Genomic DNA, 21,815 nt, shown 5'->3' on the forward strand with positions numbered 1-21,815 from the left:
GTAGAACCTGCCTTTAGCGTGGGAGCGGGCTTGCCCCGCGATAGGGCCGGTAATATCGCGCAAACAACCCAAGGACCACCATGAACCACCGCACCGCCCTCGGCGCCCTGCACATTGGCGCGCTGTTCTTCGGCCTGACCGGCGTGTTCGGCAAACTGGCCGCCAGTGCCAGCCCGTCGATCATCGTCTTCGGCCGCGCCGCCTTCGCCGTGCTCGCCTTGGGCCTGTTCGCCAGCCTGGCGCGTCAGGCCTGGCAGCCTTTGGGCGGGCGCGACCTACGCCGCCTGCTGCTGGGCGGGGTATTGCTGGCGGGGCACTGGGTGAGCTTCTTCGTCGCGGTCAAGGTCGCGGGCGTGGCCATTGCCACCTTGGGCTTTGCCAGCTTCCCGGCCTTCACGGTCATCCTTGAAGGCCTGTTGTTCCGTGAGCGTATCCGTCGCAACGAGGCCGTGCTGGTTGTGCTGGTGAGCATCGGCCTGGTGCTGGTCACCCCTGCTTTCGACCTGGCCAGCGAGGCCACCGGCGGGCTGCTCTGGGCGCTGCTTTCGGGGCTGCTGTTCTCGCTGCTGTCACTGACCAACCGCGCAGGTTCCGGGCGCCTGCCGGCGGTGCAGGCGGCGCTGTGGCAGAACCTGGTGGTCAGCCTGTGCCTGCTGCCCTTCGCCGCCCCGGGGCTGACCAGCGTAGCGCCCATGGACTGGCTGTGGATCGCCCTGCTGGGGGTGTTCTGCACCGGTGTCGCCCACAGCCTGTTCGTCGCCAGCCTGGCGGTGATCAAGGCCCGCACCGCGGCGGTGGTGTTCGGCATGGAGCCGGTCTACGGCATCGCCGTGGCCTGGGTGGTGTTCGCCGAAACCCCCACCCTGCGCATGCTCGCCGGCGGCGCGCTGATCATCTTCGCCATCGTGCTGTCCAGCCGCATGGCCGCCGAGCAGCCGGTGAAACCGCGCGCCGTGGTGGAGAGCGCCTGATCAGCGATCGTTGTGGCCCAGGTCGCGCTCGGGGTCGATCAGGTCGCGCAGCCGCTGCTTGAGCACCTTGGCTTCGGGGAAGCCGCCATCAGCCTTGCGCTCCCACAGTTGCACGCCGTCGCACGTGATGCGGAACACGCCACCGGTACCTGGCGCCAACGCCACCTGGCCAAGCTCGTCGGCGAAGGTGCTGAGCAGCTCCTGGGCCAGCCAGGCGGCACGCAGCAGCCATTGGCACTGGGTGCAGTAGGTAATGACGATCTGCGGTTTGCTGTCGGCCATGTCGGGCATCTCCAGAGGAAGGGCCGCTTATACTAGCGGTCTTTACCGCTGCTTTTGAGACTCACGATGCGCCGCCTGCTGTTATGCCTTTTGCTGACGCTCACCTCCCTCACCCTGTTCGCCGCCGAGCCTGCCAGGCCGAAGGTCGGCCTGGTGCTGTCGGGCGGTGCCGCCCGCGGCCTGGCGCACATCGGTGTGCTCAAGGCCCTGGAGGAACAAGGCGTGCGCATCGACGCCATCGCCGGCACCAGCATGGGCGCGGTGGTCGGCGGGCTGTATGCCTCGGGCTACAGCGTCGAGGAGCTGGAAAAACTGGCGACCACCCTGGACTGGCAGCAGGCGCTGTCCGATGCCCCGCCGCGCGAGGATATCCCGTTCCGCCGCAAGCAGGATGACCGCGATTTCCTGGTCAAGCAGAAGCTGAGCTTCCGCGACGATGGCAGCCTGGGCCTGCCGCTGGGGGTGATCCAGGGCCAGAACCTCTCGCTGCTGCTGGAGAGCAAGCTGGCGCACACTGCCGATATCCGCGACTTCGACAAGCTGCCGATTCCCTTCCGCGCCGTGGCCACCGACATCACCACGGGTGAAAAAGTGGTGTTCCGCCGCGGCCACCTGCCCCAGGTGGTGCGCGCCAGCATGTCGATCCCGGCGGTGTTCGCCCCGGTGGAGCTGGACGGCCGGCTGCTGGTGGACGGCGGCATGACCGACAACATCCCGCTGGATGTGGTGCGCGAGATGGGCGTCGACATCGCCATCGTGGTCGACATCGGCACCCCGCTGCGCAACCGCAAGCAGTTGGCCACGGTGGTCGACGTGCTCAACCAGTCGATCACCCTGATGACCCGGCGCAACTCCGAGGAGCAATTGGCCAGCCTGGCCCGCGACGACATCCTGGTGCAGCCGCCGCTGGCCAGCTTCGGCGTCACCGACTTCGGCCGCGCCCACGACATGATCGACGCCGGCTACCGCGCCACTCGCGCCCTTGACCCGCGGCTGGCGGCGCTGCGCCAGGCCGACGGTGATGCCGGCCTGGCGGTGGCCCGCTCACCCGGCCAGCGCACCCCGGTGATCACTGCGATCAAGGTGGAAAACGACTCCAAGGTCAGCGACGACGTGATTCGTTACTACATCCGCCAGCCGATCGGCGAGCCGCTGCAACTCGATCGCCTGCAAACCGACATGGGCACCCTGTACGGCCTGGACTATTTCGACCAGGTGCAATACCGCGTGGTGCACAAAGGCGACGCCAACACCCTGGTGATCAAGGCCCGCGGCCGACGCGGCGGCACCGACTACCTGCGCCTGGGCCTGAACCTGTCCGATGACCTGCGCGGCGACAGCGCCTTCAACCTGGGCGCCAGCTACCGGGTCAACGGCATCAACCGCCTGGGCGCCGAATGGCTCACCCGCGCCCAGATCGGCGACCAGCAGGAGCTGTACAGCGAGTTCTACCAGCCGCTGGACGTTGGCTCGCGCTACTTCATCGCCCCTTATCTGGACCTCGGTTCACAGAACGTCGAGGCCACGCTGGACAACGACCCGGTGGCCGAGTACCGCCTGGAGCGCTACGGCTTTGGCCTGAACGTCGGGCGGCAGATCAGCACCTACGGCGAAGTGCGCCTGGGCGTGGGCAAGGCCTGGGGCCAGGCCGAGGTGCGCATCGGCGACCAGAGCCTGCCCAAGGTCAGCTTCAACGAGGGCTTCTACGAGCTCAAGTACTCGTACGATACCTTCGACAATGTCTACTTCCCCCATGGCGGCGAGCAGATCGGCCTGACCGCGCGCAAGTACGACCAGTCGCTGGATTCGGACCAGAACTACCGGCAGTGGTTGTTCAACCTGGACAAGGCCTTCAGCAGCGGGCCGAATACCTTGGTGCTGGGTGGGCGCTACGGGCGCACGCTGGATGAGGCCGAAGTGGTGACATCAAGCTTCGTGTTTGGTGGCGCCCGCCAGTTGTCAGGCTTTCGCCAGGACTCGATCTCCGGGCAGAACATGAGCCTGCTGCGCATGGTCTATTACCGCCGCCTGACACCACGCGCCTACCTGCCGCTGGACTTCCCGCTGTACATGGGCGGGTCGCTGGAGCGGGGCCGGGCGTGGAACAACGACAATGAGTTCGACAGTGGCTACATCAATGCCGCGAGCATCTTCCTCGGGCTGGAGACGCCGCTGGGCCCGCTTAACCTGAGCTATGGGGCCAACGATGCGAATGAGCAGGCGGTGTACCTGAATCTGGGGCACACCTTCTAGAAAGCATCGCGGGGCAAGCCCGCTCCCACGAACCGTTGTGGGAGCGGGCTTGCCCCGCGATTTGGCAGCAACTCAGGACTTCTCGAGATTGCCGAGGATCTTGGCATGCACCCGCATGCACACTTCCAGATCGGCTTCATCCACCCCGCTGAACAGCTCGACGCGCAAAGCATTGGCGATGGTCTCGATCTGCTCGATCAGCGGTTTGGCCGGTGGGCACAGCACAATCTTCTTCGCCCGGCGATCTTCCACTACCGCCTGACGCCGCACCAGGCCCTGGGTTTCCAGGCTGTCGAGCAGGCGGGCCAGGGTCGGGCCTTCAACCCCGACGCTCTGGGCCAGCTCACGCTGGGTTGGCGCATCGTCAAAACGCGCCAGGTGCAACAGCACCAACCAGCGCGCCTGGGAAAGATTGAGCCCGGCGAGGCGGCGGTCCAGTTCGGCACGCCAGCCCCGGGACATCTGGGCCAGCTGCATGCCGAAGCGGTGTTGGTTGTCGGTCAGGGGCATAAGCAACTCAAAGAATAGAACTAATTATTAGTCAGCTAACCATGCCCCAGCCCATGAGGCAAGGTTCAGCGCTTGGGAAACATCCGATAATCCGGTAATCGCCTGACAAAGGTCAGTAAATGGCACAAATGCCAGCGATCACAGTTCGAACTCCGATGCCAGCGCCGCCCGCACGCAATACAACACGCCTTCGGGAACGCGCGCGCCGAACAATGGCGCGACAGCCGAAACCGGCGGCAGCTCGCCCTCGCCATCGAGGAAGGCATCCTGCACTTCCATCATCAGCTCTTCGGGCAGGTCGAGCGCTTGCTCCAGGCTCAGCTCCTGGCGGCCAATGGCTTCTGCCAACAGGCTGTAGACGTTCTTCTCGCTGCAGTTGAGCTGGCCGGCGATCTGCGCCGGGGTCATGCCGGCACGGGCCAGGCTGACCAGTTCGTGGCGCAGGTCGAGCACCACTTTCGGCGCCTCCTCGGTGCCGCCGGCGCCATTGAGCACTTCGAGGAAGGCCTGGCCGTAGCGCTCCAGCTTGCGTGCGCCGACGCCGCTGACCTGGGCCATGTCGCTGAGGCTGGTGGGCATGCTGCGCAGCATTTCCAACAGCGTCGAGTCGGGGAAGATGACGTAGGGCGGCACGCTGTGCTCTTCGGCCAGTTTGCGCCGCAGGGTGCGCAGCGCCTCCCACAGCTCGCGCTCCTCGGCCCGCACCAGCTGGCTGGCCGGGCTGCCACCGCTGCTGCCGGACGACTTGGCCACGGTCTGCGGCTTGAGGTCGCGGCGCAGTTGCAGGTTGACCTCGCCACGCAGCAGCGGGCGGCAGCTGTCGGACAGGCGCAGGCCGCCATAGCCTTCGAGGTCGATGTCCACCAGGCCGCGTGCCACCAGTTGGCGGAACAGCGAGCGCCATTCGGCCTCGGCCAGCGCCTTGCCGACGCCGTAAACCGAGAGCTTCTCGTGGCCGAAGTTGCGCACCTTTTCGTTGTCCTTGCCCAGCAGCACGTCGACCAGGTGGCCGACGCCGTAACGCTGGCCGGTGCGGAACACCGCCGACAATGCCTGCCGGGCAGGCTCGGTGGCGTCCCAGGTCTGGATCTGGTCTACGCAGTTGTCGCAGTGGCCACAGGGCTGCTCCAGCACTTCGTCGAAGTAGGCCAGCAGCGACTGGCGGCGGCAGCGGGTCTCTTCGCACAGCGCCAGCATGGCGTCGAGCTTGTGCTGCTCGATGCGCTTGTGGCGCTCGTCGCCTTCGGAGTTCTGCAACATCTGCTTGAGCATCACCATGTCCTGCAGGCCGTAGGCCATCCAGGCGTCCGACGGCAGGCCATCACGGCCGGCACGGCCGGTTTCCTGGTAGTAGGCCTCGAGCGACTTGGGCAGGTCGAGGTGGGCGACGAAGCGCACGTTGGGCTTGTCGATGCCCATGCCGAAGGCGATGGTGGCGACCATGATCAGCCCTTCCTCGTTGAGGAAGCGGTGCTGGTTGGCGGCGCGGGTTTCGGCTGCCAGGCCTGCGTGATAGGGCAGCGCCGGGAAGCCTTGTTCGCAGAGGAAGGCTGCGGTTTCGTCGACTTTCTTGCGCGACAGGCAGTAGACGATGCCGGCGTTGCCACGGCGCTCGGCGAGGAAGGCCATCAGCTGCTTGCGCGGCGCTTCCTTGGGCACGATGCGGTAGAAGATGTTCGGCCGGTCGAAGCTCGACAGGAAGCGCTCGGCGCCCTGCAGGTGCAGGCGCTGGACGATTTCCTCGCGGGTGCGCATGTCGGCGGTGGCGGTGAGGGCGATGCGCGGCACATGGGGGAACAGCTCGGCGAGCTGGCCCAGTTGCAGGTATTCGGGGCGGAAGTCGTGGCCCCATTGCGATACGCAGTGGGCTTCATCGATGGCGAACAGCGAGATGTCGAGGTCGCGCAGAAAATCCAGCATGCGCTGCTGTACCAGGCGCTCGGGCGCCAGGTACAGCATCTTCACCTCGCCGCGGCGCAGGCGCCCGGCCAGTTCACGCTGCTGCTCGGCACTGAGGGAGGAGTTGAGCGCCGCGGCAGCCACCCCCAGTTCGTCAAGGGTAGCGACCTGGTCGGCCATCAACGCGATCAGTGGCGACACCACTACCGTCAGGCCCGGGCGCAGCAGCCCCGGCACCTGGAAGCACAGCGACTTGCCGCCGCCGGTGGGCATCAGCACCAGGGCATCGCCGCCATTGGCCACGCATTCGATGATCGCGGCCTGGCGCCCACGGAAACTGTCGTAACCGAAGACATCCTTGAGGACGCGCTGAGCCTGTTCGAGCATTTGCCACTCCAAAATCGCCGTACCATCCTGGACACAGGCTGGACGATAAATCCGCCAGGCACCGTACAAATGCGTAAGCGTTTTTTGCCGGATCGCCGCACAGGCCACCCAACACGAAAAGTGGCGGAGTATACCCGACTGGCTCAGCCCACGGCAGGCTGCGGTGACAGACGTTCCCTTTGCCCCGTGAACGCCGCAAGGTGCTAGAATTCGTTATCGTTTATTCCCCAAGGTAGCCCTGTAATGTCCTTCGCCGAGCAACTGACCCGCCTGCAAGCCTTCCTCGATGCCGATGAGTTGCACGAAGAAGCGCTGGACTACGTCGCCGCACACGGCTACCTGACCGCACTGTCGATCTGCTCGGAAGAGGTTCCCGAGCGCGAATGGATCGACGCGCTGTTCGCTGAAGAGCCCCACTACACCAGCGATGCCCAGCGCACCGAGATCGAAGCGACGCTGGTAGCCCTAAAGGGCCACATCGCTCGCCAGTTGGCCAGCGAAGAGGAATTCGACCTGCCGTGCGACCTCGACCTGACCGACGAGCCGGACGACTCGGACCTGCGCGGCTGGTGCATCGGCTTCATGGAGGGCGTATTCCTGCGTGAAGAGGCCTGGTTCGACAACTCCGAGGATGAAGTCAGCGAAATGCTCCTGCCGATCATGGTCGGTTCGGGCCTGTTCGACGAGCAGCCAGAGTTCGCCGACATCGCCAGCGATGCCAACCTGCAGGACGACATGATCGTGCAGATTCCCGAAGCGCTGAGCGCGCTGTTCCTGCTGCAGCACGCACCGGACGAAAAACCTGCCGTACTCAAACCACGCCGCCACTGATCGGCGTGGTGCGCTACCTGCTGCTGGCCGTCGGCTGGCTCAGCGTCGCGCTGGGGGTGCTGGGGATCTTCCTGCCGGTGCTGCCCACCACCCCTTTCCTGCTGCTCGCGGCGGCCTGTTTTGCCCGTAGCTCGCCGCGCTTTCACACTTGGTTGGTGAACCACCCGAAACTCGGGCCGTGGATACGCGACTACCTCAGCGGCGAGGGCATCCCGCTCAAAGGCAAGGTGTATGCGATCGGCCTGATGTGGGCGAGCATCGGCTTGTCGTGCTACCTGGTACCGCTGTTCTGGGCGCGGGCGTTCATGCTGACCAGCGCGGTGCTGGTCAGTGCCTGGATTCTCAAGCAGAAAACATTGCGCCGCCAAGGCTGACACCCTCACTGGGCAAATCGCTGCGACTTGCCCAGTGAGGCGGTCAAGGCCATCTACACCGTATCCACCTTCAACGAATGGTCATTGAGCATGCCGTTGATGATGGTCGCCGTATCATGCCCGGCCGCGATCAGCCCACCGGCACCTGCCGTGACCCCGTAATGCTGGGCCAGGTCGACCCCGGCCAGCTCGATGGTCTGGGTCGGCGCCGCCCCCGCAACGCTGCTCACCTCGATGGTCGACACCACGTTGCTGCCCGTGCCGCTGACCTTGAAGTGCAGGTAGTCATCCAGCGAGGCGCTGGTGGCGTTCTCACCCTGCAGCAGCTGCGACAGATCGAGGCGATCGGAGCCCGGGGTGAAATCGGTCACGGTGTCATGCCCGCTATCGCCCTTCTGCCAGACGAAGGTGTCGTTGCCACTGCCGCCGGTCAGGGTGTCATCACCCGGGCCGCCAATGAGCGTGTCGTTGCCGCCACCACCCTTGAGCACATCGTTACCCGCGCCGCCACTGAGCAGGTTGTCAGCATCATTACCGATCAGGGTGTCGTTGTAGTCCGAACCGATCAGGTTCTCGATCCCGGTCAAGGTATCGGTGCCGGCACCACCGGTGTTCTGGGCACCGGCGAGCCCCAGGTCCACCGTTACCGCACCGGTAGCCGAGGCATAGCTGGCGGTGTCGACTCCGGCCCCGCCATCCAGCAGGTCATTGCCAGGGCCGCCGATCAACAGGTCGTCGCCATCACCGCCGTACAGGCTGTCGTTGCCGTCGCCCCCCACCAGCACGTCGTGCCCTGCCCCACCCTCCAGCTTGTCGTTGCCCGCACCGGCCAGCAGCACATCATCACCTGCCGTGCCGTTGAGCGTGCTACCCGACTGGTAGGTGATGTCCACCGCGCCGGTGGCGCTGCCGCCATGGTTGTCGCTGACACTGTAGGTGTCATGGACCACGGGGTTACTGGCGTTGCTGTAGTCCACCAGCAGGCTCAGCTTGTAGTTCTCGGCGGCCTTGCTGCTACCCAGGGCGTTCTCGGTGTTGACCAGGTGAATGCTGTACACCCCGTCATGGCTGGCCGTGAAACTCTTGCCATCGGCAATCGGCTGGTAACTGCCAGTGGCATCCTTCCACTCCATCATCAGGTTGCCGGCCGGGCGGTCGTGATCGAGGGTAAGGGTTTCGCCCTTGCGCAGGGTGACGGTGAAAGTGTCCTCGTCGTTGGCGTTGCTGTTGCTGATCAGCCCGAGGTAGCCCGCCACCACCAGTGCCGCGGTCATGCTGCCCGACTGGCTGGTGAACTCGCTGCGTGCCAGGGTGCGGAACTGGTTCTCGGCACGGTCCTTGGTACCGTCCATGTAGACGGTCTGCGCCTGGAGGCCCGGGGTGAAGCCTGCACCTTTGTCGGCGAAGCCAGTGTTGAAGGTAATCGGCGCCGCGCTCAGCCGATCGTGGTCCGCATCGCTGTCGTTGGCCAGCAGCGCTTCGGCCGGCACGCTGACGCTGGTACCGCTGATATTGGTGATGATGTGGTCCGCACCGGCGATCGGTGCATGGTTGCCGTTGATGTTCACCGTCAGGGTGGCAGTGCTGGTATCACCGTCGTTGTCGCTGGCCGTGAAGGTGAATTTCTCCACCTGGCCGCCGTTGTCCTTGGGTGGTGTGTAGGTGAATTCACCGTTGTCCATGTTCACCAGCAGGGTGCCGCCCAGGCTGGTCTTGATGGTGAGGCTGTTGCTGACGGTATCGAACGACGCCTTGTCCACCCCGCCACTGACCGTGTAACCGCCCTGCCCGCCGTTGGCTTTCGGGTCGAAGCCATAGGTGGTGCCGTCCACCATCAGGGCTTTGATGAAGCCACCATCGGCACCGAAGTCGCCGCCACTCATCAGGCTGCCGGTGATCGGTGCGCCCTGCACCATGCCCGAGAGCACCGCGCCGAGCTGGTTGAGGTCGGTAACCACCACCGACTGGGTATCGACATGGCTGCTGCCATCGTAGGCCAGCGGGTCGAGATTGCCCTCGTTGACGCCATTGCCCATACCGATGGCGTAGGACTTGACGCCATTCTGGTCGAGGAATGTCTCCCATGTGGTTTCACGCGTGGAGGTCATGCCGTGGCCCGAGCTCGGCTCACCGTCGGAGAAGAAGTAACTGACATTCTGTGCACCGTCGAGCTTGCCGCTGGCGGCGAACGCCTGCTGGGCCTTGGTGGCTGCCGAGTCGTAGTAGGTCGCGCCGTCGGCGTGGAGCCCGGCGATCAGGTGCTTGGCCTCGCCGATCGATACCCACGTCTGCGCTTGCTGGGTGGCGCCGCTGGAGAAGGTGACAATCTGCACCTTGATGTCTCCCATCGCGTCGTACTTGTCCAACAGCGTGTTGATCGCCTGCTTGGCCAGGTCCAGCCGGCTCAGGCCATTCACGCCGGAGTCCCAGGCCATGCTGCCGGAGACATCGATCACCAGCAGGATATTGGAGTCCACCTGGCCGGGGGTGATGCTGCGCACTGCGCACTCGGCCTTGGGCACGTCGTCGACGATGTTGATGGCAATGGTGTTGGTGACACTGTTGCCCTGTGCGTCGGTGGCCTTGTAAGTGAAGTGTTCCACCACCGTGTTGGCACCATCGTTGGCGCCGCCCGGGTTTTTCGGTGCAGAGGTCAGGGTGTAGGTGTAGGAACCGTCAGCCTTGAGCAGAAGCTGCCCGTACTGCCCTGCCGCATTGCCCTCCAGGCTGTAGGTCAAGGCGCCGGAGCCGCCGGTGACCGACCCGACCAGGCTGCCGGACGCCGTCTCGCCGGTCGACCCTGGGTCGCTGCCCACGACGCTGCCGGCCGCGAGGTCATTGCCGTCCTTGTGCAGGTCCAGAGCTTTTTCATACACAGTGACGTCGTTGTCCTCGGACGCCGTCAGCTTGCTGTCCAGCACCTTGACCGAGATGGTCGTGGTGCTCTCGTCGCCGTCGGCATCACGGATGGTGTAGACGAAGGTGTCCGTCGCCCACGGCGGCAAGTCCTGGTTGGGGTTGGCGTGGTAGGTGGCATTGCCCTGGGCATCCAGGGTCAGGTAACCGTACAGCCCGTTGATAGGATCGCCCACATGGCCACTGGCCGAGGTGGAGGTGTCGTTGCCGGCGCGCACACCCACCACGTACTGGCCGTCGCCGCGTACATCGGCGCCGAACACATCGTTGGCCAGCACATTGCCGCTGATGCTGTCGCCCTCGCTGACATGGGCGAAATCGCAATGGGCCTTGGGCACATCGTCGACGATGCTGATCACGATGGTGCTGGTGGTGGTGTTACCCAGCGAATCCTTCACCTGGTAGGTGAAGCTGTCGGTGATCACGTTAGGGCCGTCGTTGGCATGGTTCGGCGAGTTCGGCGCTGAGGTCAGGGTGTAGGTGTAGCTGCCATCGGCGTTCAGCAGGATCTGGCCGTATTGGCCAGCTGCATTGCCGACCAGGGTGAAGGTCAATGCACCGACACCGCCGGTGACCGCATCGGTCAGCGAACCGGATGCTGTTTCGGCGCTGGAATGCGGGTCGCTCCCCACTACGTTGCCACCGGCCAGGTCATTGCCATCCTTGGTCAGGTCCAGGGCTTTCTCGTAGACCGTCACTTCACTGTCGGTGCCGGCGACCAGTTTGCTGTCCAGCACCTTGACCGAAATGGTCGTAGTGCTCTCGTCGCCGTCGGCATCACGGATGGTGTAGACGAAGGTGTCCGTCGCCCATGGCGGCAAGTCCTGGTTGGGGTTGGCGTGGTAGGTGGCATTGCCCTGGGCATCCAGGGTCAGGTAACCGTACAGCCCGTTGATAGGGTCGCCCACATGGCCGCTGGCCGAGGTGGAGGTGTCGTTGCCGGCGCGCACACCCACCACGTACTGGCCGTCGCCACGGACATCGGCGCCGATCACATCGTTGGCCAGCACATTGCCGCTGATGCTGTCGCCCTCGCTGACATGGGCGAAATCGCAATGGGCCTTGGGCACGTCGTCGACGATGCTGATCACGATGGTGCTGGTGGTGGTGTTACCCAGCGAATCCTTCACCTGGTAGGTGAAGCTGTCGGTGATCACGTTAGGGCCGTCGTTGGCATGGTTCGGCGAGTTCGGCGCTGAGGTCAGGGTGTAGGTGTAGCTGCCATCGGCGTTCAACAGGATCTGGCCGTATTGGCCAGCTGCATTGCCGACCAGGGTGAAGGTCAATGCACCGACACCGCCGGTGACCGCATCGGTCAGCGAACCGGATGCTGTTTCGGCGCTGGAATGCGGGTCGCTCCCCACTACGTTGCCACCGGCCAGGTCATTGCCATCCTTGGTCAGGTCCAGGGCTTTCTCGTAGACCGTCACTTCGCTGTCGGTGCCAGCGATCAGCTTGCTGTCCAGCACCTTGACCGAGATGGTCGTGGTGCTCTCATCGCCGTCGGCGTCACGGATGGTGTAGACGAAGGTGTCCGTCGCCCAAGGTGGCAGATCCTGGTTGGGGTTGGCGTGGTAAGTGGCATTGCCCTGGGCATCCAGGGTCAGGTAGCCATATTGGCCGTAGATCGGGTCGCCTAAATGCCCGTGCGCAGAACTCGACGTATCGTCGCCTGCACGCACCCCGACCACATACTGGCCGTCGCCGCGCACATCGGCGCCTTTGACGTCGTTGTCCAGCACGTTGCCGCTGATGCTGTCGCCCTCGGTGACATGGGCGAAGTCGGCCTGAGCCTTGGGCACATCATCGACGATGCTGATCACGATGGTACTGGTGGTCGTGTTACCCACCGAGTCCTTCACCTGATAGGTGAAGCTTTCGGTGATCACGTTCGGGCCATCATTGGCGTGGTTTGGCGAGTTGGGCGCCGAGGTCAGGGTGTAGGTGTAGCTGCCATCGGCGTTCAGCAGGATCTGGCCGTATTGGCCAGCAGCATTACCGACCAAGGTGAAGGTCAATGCACCGACACCACCGGTGACCGCATTGGCCAGCGAACCGGATGCTGTTTCGCCACTGGAATGCGGGTCGCTCCCCTCTACGTTGCCACCGGCCAGGTCATTGCCATCCTTGGTCAGGTCCAGGGCTTTCTCGTAGACCGTCACTTCACTATCGGTGCCGGCGATCAGCTTGCTGTCCAGCACCTTGAGCGAGATGGTCGTAGTGCTCTCGTCACCGTCGGCATCACGGATGGTGTAGACGAAGGTGTCCGTCGCCCATGGCGGCAGGTCCTGGTTGGGGTTGGCGTGGTAGATGGCATTGCCCTGGGCATCCAGGGTCAGGTAGCCATATTGGCCGTAGATCGGGTCACCTAAATGACCGTGCGCAGAACTCGACGTATCGTCGCCTGCCCGCACCCCGACCACATACTGGCCGTCGCCACGTACATCGGCGCCTTTGACGTCGTTGTCCAGCACGTTGCCGCTGATGCTGTCGCCCTCGGTGACATGGGCGAAGTCGGCCTGAGCCTTGGGCACATCGTCGACGATGCTGATCACGATGGTGCTCGTGGTGGTGTTACCCACCGAGTCCTTCACCTGATAGGTGAAGCTTTCGGTGATCACGTTCGGGCCATCATTGGCGTGGTTTGGTGAGTTGGGCGCCGAGGTCAGGGTATAGGTGTAGCTGCCATCAGCGTTCAGCAGGATCTGGCCGTACTGGCCTGCAGCATTGCCGACCAAGGTGAAGGTCAATGCACCGACACCACCGGTGACCGCATTGGCCAGCGAACCGGATGCTGTTTCGCCACTGGAATGCGGGTCGCTCCCCTCTACGTTGCCACCGGCCAGGTCATTGCCGTCCTTGGTCAGGTCCAGGGCTTTCTCGTAGACCGTCACTTCACTGTCGGTGCCGGCGATCAGCTTGCTGTCCAGCACCTTGACCGAGATGGTCGTGGTGCTCTCGTCACCGTCGGCGTCACGAATGGTGTAGACAAAGGTGTCCGTCGCCCATGGCGGCAAGTCCTGGTTGGGATTGGCGTGGTAAGTGGCATTGCCCTGGGCATCCAGGGTCAGGTAGCCATATTGGCCATAGATCGGGTCGCCTAAATGCCCGTGCGCAGAGCTCGACGTATCGTCGCCTGCTCGCACCCCGACCACATACTGGCCGTCACCGCGCACATCGGCGCCTTTGACGTCGTTGTCCAGCACGTTGCCGCTGAAGCTGTCACCCTCGGTGATTTGGGCGAAGTCGGCATTGGCCTTGGGCACGTCGTCGACAATGTTCACATCAAGGCTGCCGCTGGCATGGCTGCCGTTGCTGTCGGTGACACTGACCGGGAAGTGCTCCATCAGGCTGTTGGTGCCATCGCCATTGGCATGGCTTTCGTTACTCTGCAGCGTGTAGCTGTAGCTGACCACGCCCGTGGCCGGGTTGTAGCCAGTGATGGTGAGGATATTGCCAAGGCCGGTGACGATGGACTGCCCCACACCGGTCACCACACCGGCGGTAACCACGTTGATGCCGCCGACACTGAGGTTGTATACCCCATCCGGCGCCACCACGTTGAAACTGCCGCTTTGCGTCAGTGCCGCCGGGTTGTCCGCGCTGCCCTGCGGCAGGTTGGCTTCATTCACGGTCAGCTCACCGGGCTCGACCTCCAGGCCCTTGAGGGTGACCGGGTGATCCGGCGGATTGACTGGCGGTGGTGGCGCAAGCGGATTCAATGCCCCACTGTCGTTGCCGTCGGTGTCCCGCTCGCCCAGATAACGGTTGGCCAGCTCGGGGATACCGTTGAAACCTGCCGTGGGGAAACCGATGGTAGGGGCGACGCGCCCTGCCACCTCGGACAACATGACGAAACTGTGCCCGCCACCCAACGCGCCGGCCACACCACCGGGGTTACCACCCGCCGCAGTGGCCTCGGCTTCCTCAGTCGGGTCGGCGCCCGCAGCGATGGCCTTTTGCAAGCGCTCGACATCACTGAGTTGCGCCTCGCTCGGTTGCAGGTCGGGGGTATGCACATGGGGTGCGTGATTGGCCAGCAGCTCCGGGGTCATCTGCAGGCTGCTGTCGCGGCCCAGTGTGAGTTCGGCACCGTTCTGCAGGCGCACTGCCACGGCACTGGCATCCCCCGTTTCGAGCTGCTCACCGGCAAACAGGCGGTCGCCCTCCACCAGCAACCGCCGGTGGCCGTCGTCCCCAACCGCGAAAACCTGGCCAACCACCTTGCTGACCACGCCGACTAATCTGGCCATGAATGCACGCCTCCCCTGCCGATGGGCTTTTCGCAGATCAAGGCATGTCGGGTAAATCGTGCAACGTTCCGTGTGGACTGTTTGCCGGACCGTTACTGTCACATACGCGGGCATCACCCTCCATGTGACTACTGCTGCGATAGCGGTGATAGGCAATGGCCATTAATAGATGCCAATTTATTGTCGCCAAATTCCGCTTTCGCCGTCCTCCCCGTACTGCTTATCCGCAAAAAATCTAGAACTTTCTGCAAAGCCCGAAAACCGCCTATCCCAGCCAGTTCGCCGAGCCACCTGGATAAAACAATGTCGTGGTTTCTTTAGACCGCATAAGTTTTTTTTCGCATATACCTTATGAGAAATTCTTCTTAGTTCGCGCGTTAAATGTTCTTAGCTCTGTTGTTACAAACCTGAAACGGTTTGATTCTAATATTTCGTCATTTTATTGGCGATCGCAGGACTTTTTAGAGACCAGGGAGAAGTACCCCATGCGCACATTAACCCCCCTCACCAGTGCGATTCTATTGGCCATGGCGTGTGCCAATACTCAGGCGATGTCCATCACCGAAGCCGTGCAGAGTGCCGTGGACCAGCATCCCCAGATCAGCGCCAGCCGCAACAGCCGGCTGTCGGCCGACGAGGATGTGAAGTTCGCCCGCGGGGGTTACTACCCAACCGTCGACCTGGTGGGCGGCTATGGCCGCCAGCGCTCGGACAACACCAACACCCGCGGCTTCAACCCGGACGGTACGCGCAACCACAACAAAGAAACCCTCAGCTACACCCAGTCCGAACTGCGCCTGCGGCAGATGCTGTTCGACGGCTTCAACACGGCCAACGAAGTCGGCCGCACCGAAGCGGTGGCCAACTCCCGCGCCTACTACACCCAGGCCACCGCCGAGACCGTGGCGTTGCGCGCCATCGAGGTCTACCTCGAAGTGCTCAAGCGCCGCGAACTGGTGAGCCTGGCCAAGAACAACCTGCAGGCCCACCTGCGGGTCAATGACCAGATCGGCCTGCGCAGCGAGCGTGGCGTGGGCAGCAACGCCGACCTCGACCAGTCCAGCGCCCGTCGCGCCCTGGCCGAGAACAACCTGGACACCGCCGAAGTCGATCTGGCAGACGCCGAAACCAACTTCTACAGCGTGGTCGGGCGCGTGCCCGACGAGCTGGAAACGCCGGTCACGATCAAGGGTGAAGTGCCAGGCACCCTGCAGGATGCCCGCCAGGGCATGCTCGAGAACAACCCCTACCTCAAGTCGGCACAAGCGGACATCAAGTCCGCCGAGCAACAGTACGAAGTGGCCAAGTCGCCCTTCTATCCGCGTCTGGACGCAGTACTGGCCACCGGCGCCAACAACAACACCGCAGGCCAGAAGGGCCATGACAACAACGACTGGCAGGCTGGCGTCGAGCTCAGCTACAACCTCTTCCGCGGGGGCAGTGACAAGGCTCGCCTGCAGTCCGACGCCCACAAGATCAACCAGGCCATGGACATCCGCAACAACGCCCTGCGCGAGCTCAACGAAAACCTCGGCCTGGCCTGGAACGCCATGAACAACGCGCGCAAGCAGACCCCCACCGCACGTGAATACGCCGAAACCACCCAGCGCGTGCGCGCCGCCTACCAGGACCAGTTCGGCCTCGGCCAACGCACCCTGCTCGATCTGCTCGACAGCGAAAACGAGCTGTACAACGCCAACCGCCGCTACACCGAGGTGCGTTACACCGAGGAGTTCTCGATGTACCGGGTACTGGCGACCATGGGTGAGCTGCTGGGCAAACAACGCATCTCGCTGCCGCCGGAAGCCATCGCCAAGAGCGAAGTGCGTAACGAGGCCAGGCTGCCCGACATGCGCTAGGCCTCAAAAAGCAGGGATCTTTATGCGTCCACCGCGGCAGGAGTAGGCCATCGTGACCAGCATGCAAAGCACCCAACCGCGCCTGGATGTGGATGATCCGTTGCTCGATGGCTTGCTGATCCTGTGCAAGCTGCATGGCTGCCCGGCCAGCCGCGCCAGCCTGTGCAGCGGCCTGCCGCTGGGCGAGCAGCGCCTGGGCTTGGCGCTGCTGCCGCGCGCCGCCGCCCGTGCCGGGTTACAGGCGCGGGTGCTGCAGCGCACGCTGGACGCCATCTCGCCGCTCAACCTGCCCGTGCTGTTGATCCTCAACGAAGGCCGCAGCGCCGTGTTGCAACGTTGGGGGGACGACGGCCGGGCCTTGCTGCTGCCGTGCGAGGCCGAAGGCGGTGAACAATGGGTCGAGCGCGAGGCACTGGCCGAAGCCTACAGCGGCCAGGCCCTGTTCGCCCGCCCCCGCCACACCCTGGAAGACGTACGCGCGCCGCTGATTCCGCGGGTCAACGCCTGGTTCCGCGACACCTTGCGCCATTCCCGCTGGCTGTACGGCGACGCGCTGCTGGCGAGCCTGCTGATCAACCTGCTGGGGTTGATGGTGCCGCTGTTCGTCATGCAGACCTACGACCGCGTGGTCCCCAACCAGGCGCTGTCGACCTTGTGGGTACTGGTCGCCGGCCTGTTCATCGGCACCGCCTTCGAGCTGGTGCTGCGCATGGTCCGCGCCCACCTGCTGGACCAGGCCGGCAAGAAGACCGACCTGATCCTGTCCGCCACCTTGTTCGAACGCATCACCGGCATGAGCATGAAAGCCCGCCCGGCCACCATCGGTGGTTTCGCCCAGAGCATCCATGACTTCCAGGGCCTGCGCGAATTCCTCACCGCCGTGACGCTGACCAGCATCATCGACCTGCCCTTCGTCGCGTTGATGCTGGTAGTGATCGGCCTGCTTGGCGGCTGGCTGGTACTGATCCCGCTGATCGCTTTCCCGGTGGCCATGGGCCTGGCGCTGTTCATCCAGGCGCGCCTGCGCGACACCGTGCAAAAGAGCCTGAGCCTTGGCGCCGTGCGCCAGGCCCTGCTGATCGAAACCCTCGGCGGCCTGGAAACTCTCAAGGCCTGCGGCGCCGAAAGCGAGCGCCAGTACCAGTGGGAGCACACCAACGGCGCCATCACCCGCCTCGACGCCCACGCACGCAACCTGTCGTCACTGGCCACCAACGGTACGCTGTTCATCCAGCAGTTCTGCGGCATGGCCACCATAGTCGCTGGCGTATACAGCATCATCGCTGGCAACCTCAGCGTGGGCGCCCTGGTTGCCAGCTACATGCTGGGCAGTCGCGTGCTTGCCCCACTGGGCCAGATTGCCGGGTTGATCACCCGCTACCAGCAGGCGCAGTTGACCATGCAAAGCACCGATGCGCTGATGAGCCTGCCGCAGGAGCGCCAGGCGGACCGGCTGGCGCTCGAACACACCACACTGCACGGCGGCGTGAGCATCAGCCACGTCACCTTCCGCTACCCAGGCCAGGCTGCCCCAGCCCTGAACGACGTGAGCTTCACCCTCAAAGCGGGCGAGCGCATCGGCATCATTGGCCGCAGCGGCTCGGGCAAGAGCACCCTGGCGCGGCTGCTGATGGGCTTCCATCACCCCGACGAGGGCCAGGTACTGCTGGACAACCTCGACCTGCGCCAACTGGACATTGCCGACCTGCGCAACCAGATCGGCTACGTCGCCCATGATCTGCCGCTGCTGGCCGGCAGCCTGCGCGACAATCTCACCCTCGGTGCGCGGCATGTCAGCGATGCACGCATGCTCGAAGTGGCCGAGCTGACCGGCGTCAGTGACCTCGCCCGGCAGCACCCGCAAGGTTTCGAGCGCCCGGTGGGCGAGCGCGGTCAACTGCTCTCCGGTGGCCAGCGCCAGGCCGTGCTGCTGGCCCGGGCACTGTTGCTGGAACCACCGATCCTGATCCTCGACGAACCCACCAGCCACATGGACAACAGCAGTGAGGAACAACTGCGCCAGCGCCTGGCGAACTGGGTACCGGGCAAGACACTGCTGTTGGTCACGCACCGCACCTCGATGCTCAGCCTGGTGGACCGGCTGCTGGTGCTGGACAACGGCAAGATCGTCGCCGACGGGCCGAAAGATGCGGTGATCGATGCACTGCGCAAGGGCCGTATCGGTTCGGCGCTGTAAGCAACCTCCGATTCACCCTGGAACGTCGTGGGAGCGATCTTGCCCCGCGATGGGGCCAGGCTTGAGCAGTGCATTGACGCAAGTGACGCAATCGCGGGGCAAGCCCGCTCCCACGACCCACTCGCTGGCGAGGTAGCCCATGTCCATTTTCCACAGCGTACGCAGCTACCTCCAAGGCACCGAAAAGCACGCTGAGCGCGATTACCTGCCAGAGCTCGCCGGCGCCACCCTGCAGGATTCACCCAGCCTGTCGCGCCTGACCGTGTGGCTGGCCGCAATCCTGCTGCTGGTGGCCCTGGTCTGGGCCAATTTCGCCGTGCTCGACGAGGTCACGGTCGGCGAAGGCAAGGCCATCCCGTCGAGCAAGGTGCAGGTGGTGCAGAACCTCGAAGGCGGCATTGTCACCGAGCTCTTCGTGCGCGAAGGCCAGATGGTCGACAAGGGCGCCACCCTGCTGCGCCTGGACGACACTCGGTTCAAGTCGAACAAGGGCGAAAGCGAAGCCGACCGCTACGCCCTCACCGCCCAGGTCGAGCGCTTGTCGGCCGAAGCTGAAGGCCGCCCTTTCGTGCTGTCGCAGGATGTCCGCGACAAAGCCCCGCAAGTAGCCGAGGACGAAGCGGCCCTGTACGACTCACGTCAGCGTCGCCTGGCCAGCGAGAAGCAGACCCTCAACGAACAACTGCGGCAGAAGACCCAGGAGCTCGCTGAATTCCGCTCCAAGGTCGACCAATACCGCTCGGCGCTGGGCCTGCTGCAACAGGAACTGGACATGTCGGCGCCGCTGGTCAGCAAGGGCGCCATCTCGCCGGTGGAAATCCTGCGCCTCAAGCAGCGCACCGTCGAAGCCCGAGGCCAGCTCAATGCCACCAGCCTGGCGATCCCCCGCGCCGAAGCGGCCGTGGCCGAGATCCGCAGCAAGATTCAGGAGTCCGACGCCACCTTCCGCTCCGAGGCGGCCAAGGAGCTCAACGACAAACGCACCGAGCTTTCGAAGATCACCGCCACCAGCATCGCCATCGACGACCGGGTCAACCGCACCACCGTGGTGTCGCCGGTGCACGGCATCGTCAAGCTGCTCAAGGTCAACACCATCGGCGGCGTGGTACAGCCCGGCAGCGATCTGGTAGAGATCGTGCCGATCGAGGACAACCTGCTGATCGAGGCCAAGGTAAGGCCACAGGACGTGGCGTTCCTGCACCCGGGGCAGACGGCGATGGTCAAGTTCAGTGCCTATGACTACACCATCTACGGCGGGCTCAAGGCCAAGCTGGAGCTGATCGGTGCGGACACCGTCACCGATGACAAGGGCAACGCGTTCTACCTGATCCAGGTACGCACCGACAAGAACCACCTGGGTGGGGATAACAAGCCGTTGCTGATCATCCCGGGAATGGTGGCCACGGTGGATATCATCACCGGGCAGAAGAGTGTGCTGGACTACCTGTTGAAGCCGGTGTTGAAGGCACGGACCGAAGCGTTGCGCGAACGCTGATCGAAACGTGCGACCTACATGGGCATGGGATCAGCCAGTAAGCCGTTGGGTGGAGACTGTAGATCGATGATCCTGACATTGAAGACCTGCTCGATGACTTGCCGTGGCCCCTGGTTCAAGCTCCAGGTGAACATCACCAGCAACCCCAACAGCAGTACCGAGATCACCGAGGCAACCACGCCCTGTGAAACGCCCGTCCAGTAGTTCGGCTTGTAGCGCCTGATTTCCTCGTTTGCCTGCCCCGCCAGCCGATGCTCCAACTCTTGCGCCTGCCCCTCGAGTGAGGTGTTGAGGAAATCCTCGGCCAACTTGCCGGCCTGGCTCCGGTACGTTTCCTGCTGGAAGCGGGAGTTGCTGATCGCGTGAAAATGCGCAAGGTCTGCCTCGCCGGGATCATTGCCCAGCCGCTCCCGCCAGCCCTGGATGAATTCGATTTTCTGCCGTTTGTATAAGGCGTAGGCGATCATTCCCAGAAGATCGGCATCGTTTTCCACCAGGTCCGTATAGATGAAGTTGTAGCGATCCTTCGCCATTTCTACTCAATCCTGATTCAACCTTCTCATCGCCGCCTCAAGTGCCGCCCTGATGTCTTCCCGGCTGTGGCGCGTGTTGTAAAGGATGTCCTCCACGGCCCATGGCCACCGACGCTCCCGCTCTGGCCACCTCCTGGAGCGCCTCTCGCACAGCCTGGCGTTGGCTTCGGCGATGAGGCGTTGTGAAAATATGACTTTGGAACCCATGGCATCACCCTCCTGGCATTTCACTGGAGGGCAACCTTAGCGCATCGGGTCGGCTGGGCATGCCCCGTGTGGTTTCAAGGGATTTCAAGCACGCACCAAAGTCGATGCGGCCCAATCGAGACATCAAACTCGAACTAGTCTGATCCCAGGTTGTGATTACGCTCGAATGTGTCCATCCCCATCGCCCTGATCTGCCCCTCGATCAGGGCCTCGAAAGGTCGCAACACTGGATCGAACCGACCCGCCCCCTCCAGCACATTCAACGCCTGCACCACCGCCTCGATGGTCGACAACGCTCCCGGTTCCGGCGCCTTGCGCAGCCGATAGCGTGAGGGCGCAACCTGCCCGAGCGTCACCCGCGGCAGCCCCTCCAGCAGCGGGTTCAGGTAGAGCATCTTGCGCGCCTTGCGCCAGGTGCCGTCGGGGACGATCAACAGCAGCGGCAGATCGCAGCCTTCACCATAGCTGCACAGAACCTCGGCACCGTCACCGGGGAACAGCAGCACCGGCCGATACCCCGGTGTAGCCAGCAACGCTTCGAGGTCATCGAATACCTCCCCCACCCGCAGCTCGGCATTGATCAGCCCGAGGGCTGCCAGGCGCGCGGTATTCAGCGCATGCGACGTTTCGCTGGGATGCTGCAGCACGACCACGCGGGTACGGCTGTCGAGGCTTGGAATCAGCGGGCAGAGGCAGTGGGCGAGCGGGCGCTGGCAGCGATCGCAATGGGGTCTGGGCATGGCGGGCTCCTTGGGGCGCGCAGTTTGCCACAGGTTGGTTGTGTGACTACGGGCCAATCGCGGGGGGGGGGAGAAACGGCACAAAAACAACAACGAAGAGACGGGGGT

Annotated in this window: 13 protein-coding genes; 7 read left to right on the plus strand and 6 right to left on the minus strand. The window is 63.9% G+C overall.

Annotated features, from left to right (window positions below; translation table 11 throughout):
• The first annotated feature begins 80 nt into the window (after positions 1 to 80).
• Positions 81 to 971, plus strand: a complete 891-nt coding sequence (locus ACO6VM_RS14710; protein WP_110991949.1) for a DMT family transporter — start codon at positions 81 to 83, stop codon at positions 969 to 971.
• On the opposite strand, the gene ACO6VM_RS14715 is transcribed toward ACO6VM_RS14710, so the two are convergent.
• Positions 972 to 1,253 (minus strand): SelT/SelW/SelH family protein, encoded by a 282-nt coding sequence (locus tag ACO6VM_RS14715; RefSeq protein WP_110991950.1) that lies wholly within the window; start codon positions 1,251 to 1,253, stop codon positions 972 to 974. It lies immediately after the preceding gene.
• 66 nt (positions 1,254 to 1,319) lie between these two features.
• Between ACO6VM_RS14715 and ACO6VM_RS14720 the strand changes: the two genes are divergently transcribed.
• Positions 1,320 to 3,506, plus strand: a complete 2,187-nt coding sequence (locus ACO6VM_RS14720; RefSeq protein WP_401056515.1) for a patatin-like phospholipase family protein — start codon at positions 1,320 to 1,322, stop codon at positions 3,504 to 3,506.
• Positions 3,507 to 3,578: 72 nt separating this feature from the next.
• Here ACO6VM_RS14720 and ACO6VM_RS14725 read toward each other — a convergent pair whose 3' ends face one another.
• Both ACO6VM_RS14725 and recQ read right to left on the minus strand, forming a co-directional pair.
• Positions 3,579 to 4,016, minus strand: a complete 438-nt coding sequence (locus tag ACO6VM_RS14725; RefSeq protein WP_125465059.1) for a MarR family transcriptional regulator — start codon at positions 4,014 to 4,016, stop codon at positions 3,579 to 3,581.
• 138 nt (positions 4,017 to 4,154) lie between these two features.
• Positions 4,155 to 6,302, minus strand: coding sequence for a DNA helicase RecQ (recQ, locus tag ACO6VM_RS14730; protein ID WP_401056517.1), 2,148 nt, complete (start codon positions 6,300 to 6,302; stop codon positions 4,155 to 4,157).
• A 243-nt stretch (positions 6,303 to 6,545) separates the two neighbouring features.
• On the opposite strand from recQ, the gene ACO6VM_RS14735 reads away from it, so the two are divergent.
• Together ACO6VM_RS14735 and ACO6VM_RS14740 are read left to right on the plus strand one after the other, a co-directional pair.
• Positions 6,546 to 7,133, plus strand: a complete 588-nt coding sequence (locus ACO6VM_RS14735) for a YecA family protein (protein ID WP_125859577.1) — start codon at positions 6,546 to 6,548, stop codon at positions 7,131 to 7,133.
• Positions 7,134 to 7,141: 8 nt separating this feature from the next.
• A complete protein-coding gene (locus ACO6VM_RS14740) occupies positions 7,142 to 7,507 on the plus strand; it encodes a YbaN family protein (protein WP_125859578.1) in 366 nt (121 codons plus the stop codon).
• A 53-nt stretch (positions 7,508 to 7,560) separates the two neighbouring features.
• Here the strand turns inward: ACO6VM_RS14740 and ACO6VM_RS14745 are convergent, their stop codons facing one another.
• Positions 7,561 to 14,676, minus strand: coding sequence for a retention module-containing protein (locus tag ACO6VM_RS14745; protein WP_422403461.1), 7,116 nt, complete (start codon positions 14,674 to 14,676; stop codon positions 7,561 to 7,563).
• A 485-nt stretch (positions 14,677 to 15,161) separates the two neighbouring features.
• On the opposite strand from ACO6VM_RS14745, the gene ACO6VM_RS14750 reads away from it, so the two are divergent.
• The 3 genes from ACO6VM_RS14750 (at position 15,162) to ACO6VM_RS14760 (ending at position 20,227) form a co-directional block, all read left to right on the plus strand.
• Positions 15,162 to 16,535 carry a TolC family outer membrane protein gene (locus ACO6VM_RS14750; RefSeq protein ID WP_422403462.1) on the plus strand — a complete coding sequence of 458 codons (1,374 nt, stop codon included), beginning with the start codon at positions 15,162 to 15,164 and terminating at the stop codon, positions 16,533 to 16,535.
• A gap of 61 nt (positions 16,536 to 16,596) precedes the next feature.
• Positions 16,597 to 18,732 (plus strand): type I secretion system permease/ATPase, encoded by a 2,136-nt coding sequence (locus ACO6VM_RS14755; protein ID WP_422403465.1) that lies wholly within the window; start codon positions 16,597 to 16,599, stop codon positions 18,730 to 18,732.
• A gap of 139 nt (positions 18,733 to 18,871) precedes the next feature.
• Positions 18,872 to 20,227 (plus strand): HlyD family type I secretion periplasmic adaptor subunit, encoded by a 1,356-nt coding sequence (locus tag ACO6VM_RS14760; RefSeq protein WP_125859581.1) that lies wholly within the window; start codon positions 18,872 to 18,874, stop codon positions 20,225 to 20,227.
• Between the two features lie 14 nt (positions 20,228 to 20,241).
• Here ACO6VM_RS14760 and ACO6VM_RS14765 read toward each other — a convergent pair whose 3' ends face one another.
• The gene (locus ACO6VM_RS14765) at positions 20,242 to 20,760 is read right to left on the minus strand and encodes a hypothetical protein (RefSeq protein WP_422403463.1); all 519 of its coding nucleotides are present in this window, start codon (positions 20,758 to 20,760) and stop codon (positions 20,242 to 20,244) included.
• Between the two features lie 341 nt (positions 20,761 to 21,101).
• Positions 21,102 to 21,707 carry a tRNA-uridine aminocarboxypropyltransferase gene (locus ACO6VM_RS14770; protein ID WP_422403464.1) on the minus strand — a complete coding sequence of 202 codons (606 nt, stop codon included), beginning with the start codon at positions 21,705 to 21,707 and terminating at the stop codon, positions 21,102 to 21,104.
• Positions 21,708 to 21,815 lie beyond the last annotated feature (108 nt).

The sequence above is a fragment of the Pseudomonas sp. GZD-209 genome (assembly GCF_049310485.1).
Taxonomy (GTDB): Bacteria; Pseudomonadota; Gammaproteobacteria; order Pseudomonadales; family Pseudomonadaceae; genus Aquipseudomonas; species Aquipseudomonas sichuanensis.

Bases quoted from the DNA above. Each gene is read 5' to 3' on its own strand.
- ACO6VM_RS14760 (WP_125859581.1), top strand. From the start codon at position 18,872: ATGTCCATTTTCCACAGCGTACGCAGCTACCTCCAAGGCACCGAAAAG.
- ACO6VM_RS14735 (WP_125859577.1), top strand. From the start codon at position 6,546: ATGTCCTTCGCCGAGCAACTGACCCGCCTGCAAGCCTTCCTCGATGCC.
- ACO6VM_RS14715 (WP_110991950.1), bottom strand. From the start codon at position 1,253: ATGGCCGACAGCAAACCGCAGATCGTCATTACCTACTGCACCCAGTGC.
- ACO6VM_RS14720 (WP_401056515.1), top strand. From the start codon at position 1,320: ATGCGCCGCCTGCTGTTATGCCTTTTGCTGACGCTCACCTCCCTCACC.
- ACO6VM_RS14750 (WP_422403462.1), top strand. From the start codon at position 15,162: ATGCGCACATTAACCCCCCTCACCAGTGCGATTCTATTGGCCATGGCG.
- ACO6VM_RS14755 (WP_422403465.1), top strand. From the start codon at position 16,597: ATGCAAAGCACCCAACCGCGCCTGGATGTGGATGATCCGTTGCTCGAT.
- ACO6VM_RS14765 (WP_422403463.1), bottom strand. From the start codon at position 20,760: ATGGCGAAGGATCGCTACAACTTCATCTATACGGACCTGGTGGAAAAC.
- ACO6VM_RS14710 (WP_110991949.1), top strand. From the start codon at position 81: ATGAACCACCGCACCGCCCTCGGCGCCCTGCACATTGGCGCGCTGTTC.
- ACO6VM_RS14770 (WP_422403464.1), bottom strand. From the start codon at position 21,707: ATGCCCAGACCCCATTGCGATCGCTGCCAGCGCCCGCTCGCCCACTGC.
- ACO6VM_RS14745 (WP_422403461.1), bottom strand. From the start codon at position 14,676: ATGGCCAGATTAGTCGGCGTGGTCAGCAAGGTGGTTGGCCAGGTTTTC.
- recQ (WP_401056517.1), bottom strand. From the start codon at position 6,302: ATGCTCGAACAGGCTCAGCGCGTCCTCAAGGATGTCTTCGGTTACGAC.
- ACO6VM_RS14725 (WP_125465059.1), bottom strand. From the start codon at position 4,016: ATGCCCCTGACCGACAACCAACACCGCTTCGGCATGCAGCTGGCCCAG.